Raw genomic sequence first — 6,499 nt, 5'->3', positions numbered from 1 at the left:
CCCCCCCCCCCCCCCCCCCCCCCACCCCCCTGGCGTCATCAGATCGTTCCTTTGATTGTTAACAAAACCGTTGACACTGACTGGCCGGAAACTTAGCGTCTAGCCACCAACGGGTCGAGCCGCACGAGCCGCGCGGACCCGCTTCATTGACCCCCTCCAGGGCACTCGTCCTGGTCGAGAGGAAAACAACGATGTCCTCCTCCCCCGCTCTGTCCTCACGGGGCAGCAGACTGGCTCTGCTGGTCGTCGTCCTGTGCTGGGTCGCCGTGCTCTTCGACGGCCTGGACATGTTCATCTACGGCTCGGTGCTGCCGCACATGCTCGAGGAGAAGGCGCTCGGCATCACCTCCGGCCAGGCGGGCGACCTCGGCAGCTACGCCACCTTCGGCATGCTGGTCGGCGCGCTGACCGCGGGCACGATCGCGGACCGGATCGGCCGCAGGAAGCTGATGCTCTCCTGCGTCACGCTGTTCTCGCTGGCCTCCGGCCTGTGCGCGGTCTCCGGCAGCGTCGCCGTCTTCGGCCTCGGCCGGACCCTGGCCGGTGTCGGCCTCGGCGGGCTGCTGCCCACCGCGATCAGCATGGTCTCCGACTACGCCCCCAAGGGCCGCGCCGCGCTCACCATCGGCCTGCTGATGACCGCCCACCACGCCGGCGGCATCCTCTCCGCCTACGTGGCCCTGTGGATCGTCGAGCCGCTCGGCTGGCGCGCCGCGTTCTGGGTCTGCGTGGTCCCGCTGCTCTTCGTCCCGGTGCTGCTGAAGTGGCTGCCCGAGTCGCTGAGCTTCCTGGTCGCCCAGGGCCGCCGCGACGAGGCCGCCGAACTCGCCGCCCGCTACGACGTCGACGTCCCCGCCGCCAAGACCGACCGGCCGGCCGGCGCCCGCTGGGGCAACCTCGCCGCGCTCTTCCAGGGCCGCGAGTGGATCCAGACCCTGCTGTACTGGCTGGCCTCCTTCGGCGGCCTGCTGCTGGTCTACGGGGTCGCCACCTGGCTGCCCACCCTGATGCGCAGCGAGGGCTACGAGCTGGGCTCGGCGCTGACCTTCGTGGTGCTGTTCAACCTCGGCGGCATCGTCGGCATGCTGGTGGCCGGCCGCGCCTCCGACCGGTTCGGCGCCCCGCGCATCTCGGCCCTGTGGTTCGCGCTGACCGCCGCCGGTGTCTTCCTGCTCAGCGTCCACATGCCGCTGGCGCTGACCTTCGTGGTCGTCTTCCTCACCGGTGTCTTCCTCAACAGCGCCCAGGTCATGATCTACGCGACGGTGTCCATCGCCTCCACCCCCGACAGCCGCGCCACCGCGGTCGGCTGGACCTCGGGCATGGGCCGCTTCGGCGCGGTCTTCGGCCCGTGGCTGGGCGGTCAGCTGCTCGCCGCGAACAAGGGCGACTGGGGCTTCACCGCGTTCGCGCTGGCCGGTGTGTCCTCGATGGTCTTCATCGGCATCGCCGCGGCGCGCGCCTCGCGGTCCGGTGCGGTGCGGTCGGACGACCAGAAGCTCGTCAGCGCGCACTAGCTCCGCTGGATCGGGGTCGGGTGTCGGCCGCGGGTGCGTCGTGGTGGGCCGCGCAGTTCCCCGCGCCCCTTTGGGACATGCAGCACATGTATGTCCCTAGGGGCGCGGGGAACTGCGCGCTCAGCCACGACGCACCCGCAGCCGAGAACGCACCCGCACCTGAGCTCAGCGCCCCCGGCGGGACAGCCACGCGGCGGCCAACGCGCCGGAGATGTTGTGCCAGACGGAGAACACGGCCGCCGGCAGCGCGGCCAGTGGGCTGAAGTGGGCCGTGGCCAGGGACGCCGCGAGGCCGGAGTTCTGCATGCCGACCTCGAAGGCCATGGCGCGGCTGCCCGCCTCGCCGAGCCGGCCGACCTTCCCGGCGCCGTACCCCAGCGCCAGGCCCAGGCCGTTGTGCAGCACCACGGCGACGAACACCATCAGCGCCGCCGACTTGATGGCGGCGGCGCTGCCCGCCACCACCACGGCCACGATCACGGCGATGGTCAGCGCGGAGAGCCACGGCAGCACCGGCAGCGCCCGGGTCACCCACCGGCTCGCGACCAGCCGGACCACGATTCCGGCGAGGACCGGCAGCAGTACCGTCTTGAGGATGTCGGTGACCATCGACCCGGCGTCCACCGGCAGGTACTCGCCGGCCAGCAGCAGCGTCAGCGGCGGGGTGATCAGCGGGGCCAGCACCGTGGAGACGGTGGCGACCGAGACCGACAGCGCGACGTCGCCGCGGGCCAGGTAGGTGACCACGTTGGAGGCCGTGCCGCTGGGCGCGCAGCCGACCAGGATGACACCGGCGGCGAGCTGCGGGGAGAGCTGGAGCAGGTGGGCGATGGCCCAGCCGAGCCCCGGCATGATGACGTAGTGCGCGACCAGCCCGAGGGCCACCGCCCAGGGCCGCCTGGCGACCCCGCGGAAGTCCTCCGGGGTCATGGTGACGCCCATGCAGAACATCACGACGCCCAGCAGATAGGGCACCGCCTCGCTCCAGCCGGAGAAACCGCCCGGGAGCAGCAGCCCGAGGGCGCCGGCGAGGAGGACCAGGACCGGGAAAACGGTGACGGCGCGCCGTGCGGCGCGGTCACCGGTGGTGGCCTGGACAGGGTCGTGGTGTTCGGTTCGTTCGGTACTCACCGTGCGAGACAACGCCTGGTCAGGAGCGCGACGCAAGCGTGTCTCGGCATGTGATCGGTCACCGAAAGGGCTGGATCAGTCCTTGCCCATCTGGTCCTCGTCCGACAAGTGCGCCACCGTCTTGCCGGTCTCGGTGAACGTCCGGGTCACCTGACCCGAGGAGTACACCCACAGGATGCGCAGCGGGGTGTCACCGACATTGCGGAACAGGTGCGGGATGGGGGAGGGGATGTAGGTGGTGTCGTAGCGCTCCAGCTTCGTCACCTCGCCGTCGACCCACACCTCCGCCGCGCCGTCGAGGACCGTCACGTGCTCGTCGCAGTTGTGCGAGTGCAGCGGCGCCCCGGACCCCACCGGATACACGCTCATACCGCTGGTGATGTGGTTCTCCCCGCCGGCCGACGGCGTCGTGATCAGGGGCGTGGTCACCACGGCGCCGCCCCGGTCCAGCAGGGGCACGGACGCGGCCTTGATGATGGTGGTCATCGTGGGGGTTCCTCTCCGGTCAGGGTGTTGCGTCGACCGACGTTAGGTCGCGCGGGCGCGAATCGGTGCCCTGTCGCGTGCAGGTTTACGTTGCGCTCCGGGAGGGGTGTGCTTCATCGGCCCGGCTGTACCGTCACCTGTCACCGCAGGGCTTCGACCCGCCCCGGAAACGAGTCGGAAAGAAAAGGCAGGTACCGGCCAGATGAGGCTCCCCGTTCTCACCGAAGCGGAAATGGACCAGCGGCAGAAGGAGTTGGCCGCCCGTATCGCCGGCCGCCGCGGCGCGGTCCGCGGCCCCTTCCGGGTCTGGCTGCACAGCCCGAAGATGTGCGAGCGGGCCGAGTCGCTCGGCGCGTTCGCCCGCTTCGACTGCTCCTTGCCCAAGCACCTGCGGGAGCTGACGCTGCTGATGGCGGCCCGCAACTGGGACGCGCAGTACTCCTGGAACGCACACGTCCACCAGGCCATCGAGGCCGGTGTCCCGGAGGCCGCCGTCAAGGCCATCGCCGAGAAGCGCGAAGCGGTCTTCGACAACCCGGCCGACCAGGCGTTCTACCAGTTCTGCAAGGAGATCCTGGAGGAGCACTTCGTCACCGACGAAACCTTCGCCGCCGCCCAGGAGCACTTCGGCAGCAAGGGCCTGGTGGACACCATCGGCGCGCTCGGCAACTTCACCATGCTCGGCATGTGCCTCAACACCTTCCAGGTGGACCTCCAGGCGGACAAGGAGCCCCCGTTCCCGGACGTCCGTGGCTACGGCCGGGTGACTCCCGACGGCGACGGCGACCGGCCATGAGTGCCGCACCGGCCCCGGCGGACACCGGGACGCGGGCCGTGCTGCGGGTGCGGGGCGTCACCAAGAGCTTCGGCGGGGCCGCCGCCCTCAAGGGCGTCGACCTCGACCTGTACCCCGGTGAGATCCACGCCCTGATGGGCATGAACGGCGCCGGCAAGTCCACCCTGGTGCAGGTCCTCAGCGGCGTCCACCAGCCCGACGGCGGCACCGTCGAGATGGGCGGCGAGCGGCACGGCGGCCTCACCGTGCGCAAGGCCCGCAGGCTGGGCGTCTCCTCGGTGCCGCAGCGCCGGGAGCTGGCGATGGGGCTCACCGTCGCCGAGAACGTCATGCTGGGCGACCTGCCCACCCGGGCCGGCGCGGTCAGCTGGAAAGCGGTCCGGGCCCAGGCGCGCACCGCGCTCACCGGACTCGGCATCGACATCGACGTGGACCGGGTCGCGGGCACCCTCACGGTCGCCGAGCAGACCATGGTCGAGGTGGCCCGCGAGGTCCGGCGCGGCGGCAAGGTGCTGATCCTGGACGAGCCGACCGCCTGCCTCAGCGCCAAGGACGCCGGGCAGGTCCGGTCCCTGGTGCGCCGGCTGCGCGACGAGGGCGTCGCCGTGGTCTACATCTCGCACTACATCGACGAGGTCATGTCGATCGCGGACCGGGTCACCGTGCTGCGCGACGGCGCCCTGGTGCGCAGCGCGCCGGCCGCCGAGCTGGACCCGGCCTCGCTGGTGCGGGCGATGGCCGGCCGGGACGTGGTCTCCACCCGCCCCGAGCGCCCGACGCCCAAGGACGACCACGGGCTGGTGGTGCGCGGCCTGAGCCAGGGCCGCGCCATCCGCGACTTCACCGTGGAGGTCCGCAAGGGCGAGATCGTCGCCGTCCTCGGCCCGGCCGGCGACGCCCAGTCCCGCCTGTTCGACCTGCTGTCCGGCCGCCGGCGCCCCGACACCGGGGAGGTCCGCGTGGACGGCAGGCCGGTGCCCTTCGGCAAGGTCGACGCGTCCCTCAGAAGCGGACTGCGCTGTGTCACCGGGGACCGCCGCTCGCTCGGCCTGGTCCAGGGCATGACCGTGGACGAGAACCTGATGCTGGCCGGCGACCGCTTCGCCCGCCGCCGGTTGCACCGGACCGCCCACCTCGCCCGCCGCGCCGCCCCGGTGCGCACCACCTACGGCGTCGTCGCCCTCACCGGCAACCCGCCGGTCGGCTCGCTGTCCGGCGGCAACCAGCAGAAGGTGCTGCTCGGCAAGTGGCTGGAGACCGAGCCGGTCGCCTGCTTCCTGGAGGACCCGACCAACGGGGTGGACGTCGCCGCCATGGCCGACATCCACACCCTCGTCGACGACCTCGCCGCCCGCGGTGTGGCCGTCCTGCTCGCCTCCTCCTCCGCGGAGGAGGTCATGCGGCTGGCCGACCGGGTCGTCGTGGTGAGCGCCGGCCGCACCGTCGCCGAGCACGACATCAACGCCATCACCCGCGACGAACTGGTCGCGACCGCACTCGGAGGTCAACCGCAGTGAGCCTCAAGACCCCCTCCGCCGCCCCGGACACCGTGGCCGACGGCCCGCCCGGCCGGCCGGACACCCGCCCCGGGGCCCGGAAACTGCTGCGTGTCCCGCACGGCGGCCTGATCCTCGTACTGATCCTGGTCTGTGTGTTCACCGCCGTGCAGGCGGACGCGTTCACCTCCTCGCAGAACCTGCTCAACGTGCTGCGCCAGATCAGCGTCAACGCCGTCATCGCGGCCGGCCTGACCCTGCTGATGACCTCCGGCGGCATGGACTTCTCGATGGGCTCCAACGCCGCCGTCACCCTGTGCGTGGGCGCCCAGCTGCTGGACCGCGGCTGGTCCACGCCCGTCACGGTCGTCCTCTGTCTCGCCCTGGCCACTCTGATCGGGCTGGTCAACGGGCTGGTGGTGACCTTCACCAGGGTCGCCCCGTTCGTCGCCACCCTGGCCTCCGCGATGCTCCTGGACGGGGTCGCCCTGCTGGTCCTGGACGGCATGAGCGTCACCATCGGCGACAAGATGTCCGCGCTCGGCAACGACGAGATCGTCGGCGTGCCCTACCTGACCGTCGTCGCCGTGCTGGTGCTCGCGCTGATCGGCGTCACCATGCGGTTCACCACCTTCGGCCGGGACGCCTTCGCCATGGGCGGCAACGAACACGTCGCCCGGCTCAGCGGCATCAACGTCAACTGGCGCAAGCTCGCCCTGTACGCGCTGGCCGGCGTGCTCGCGGGCCTGGCCGGCCTGATGCTGCTCTCCCGGCTCGGCGCCGCCGCGCCCAACACCGCGGGCCTCCAGACCCAGCTGACCGCCGTCGCCGCGGTGGTCATCGGCGGCACCTCACTGGCCGGCGGCCACGGCACGGTCATCGGCACCGTCTTCGGCGTGGTCCTGCTGGGGGTCGTCGGCAACGCGCTGAACCTGCTCCAGGTCAACAGCAACTACCAGCTCGTGGTCACCGGCGGCGTACTGCTGGTCGCGGCGATCATCAACGAGGTCCAGCGCAAGTCCGCACCGGGCCATTAACGGCCCGTCGCGCCCGCACCCACCGTTCGCCTTCGC

The 6,499-nt window shown here is 71.5% G+C and carries 6 protein-coding genes; 4 read left to right on the top strand and 2 right to left on the bottom strand.

What is annotated here, in order from left to right:
* Positions 1 to 191 precede the first annotated feature (191 nt).
* The gene (locus tag ACTT8P_RS30770; RefSeq protein ID WP_442835056.1) at positions 192 to 1,517 is read left to right on the top strand and encodes an MFS transporter; all 1,326 of its coding nucleotides are present in this window, start codon (positions 192 to 194) and stop codon (positions 1,515 to 1,517) included.
* A 165-nt stretch (positions 1,518 to 1,682) separates the two neighbouring features.
* Here ACTT8P_RS30770 and ACTT8P_RS30765 read toward each other — a convergent pair whose 3' ends face one another.
* Positions 1,683 to 2,648, bottom strand: coding sequence for a bile acid:sodium symporter family protein (locus tag ACTT8P_RS30765; protein WP_442835055.1), 966 nt, complete (start codon positions 2,646 to 2,648; stop codon positions 1,683 to 1,685).
* 75 nt (positions 2,649 to 2,723) lie between these two features.
* Positions 2,724 to 3,134 (bottom strand): cupin domain-containing protein, encoded by a 411-nt coding sequence (locus tag ACTT8P_RS30760; protein ID WP_442835054.1) that lies wholly within the window; start codon positions 3,132 to 3,134, stop codon positions 2,724 to 2,726.
* Between the two features lie 232 nt (positions 3,135 to 3,366).
* Here ACTT8P_RS30760 and ACTT8P_RS30755 point away from each other — a divergent pair, with 232 nt between their 5' ends.
* Genes ACTT8P_RS30755 through ACTT8P_RS30745 form a run of 3 tightly spaced genes read left to right on the top strand, consistent with a single transcriptional unit; the run spans position 3,367 to position 6,463 of the window.
* Complete coding sequence (locus ACTT8P_RS30755; protein ID WP_442835058.1) at positions 3,367 to 3,930, top strand: carboxymuconolactone decarboxylase family protein; 564 nt, start codon at positions 3,367 to 3,369, stop codon at positions 3,928 to 3,930.
* Positions 3,927 to 5,447: a sugar ABC transporter ATP-binding protein gene (locus ACTT8P_RS30750; protein WP_442835053.1), complete on the top strand. Its 1,521-nt coding sequence runs from the start codon at positions 3,927 to 3,929 to the stop codon at positions 5,445 to 5,447. The genes ACTT8P_RS30755 and ACTT8P_RS30750 overlap by 4 nt, the downstream gene beginning before the upstream one ends.
* Positions 5,444 to 6,463 (top strand): ABC transporter permease, encoded by a 1,020-nt coding sequence (locus ACTT8P_RS30745; RefSeq protein ID WP_442835052.1) that lies wholly within the window; start codon positions 5,444 to 5,446, stop codon positions 6,461 to 6,463. Before ACTT8P_RS30750 ends, ACTT8P_RS30745 begins: the two co-directional genes overlap by 4 nt.
* The last annotated feature ends 36 nt before the right edge of the window (positions 6,464 to 6,499 follow it).

Source organism: Streptomyces sp. JW3 (assembly GCF_052216785.1).
Classification (GTDB): Bacteria; Actinomycetota; Actinomycetes; order Streptomycetales; family Streptomycetaceae; genus Streptomyces.
The sequence above is the reverse complement of the archived record's forward strand: the minus strand, read 5'-3'. Positions and strand labels throughout refer to the sequence as shown.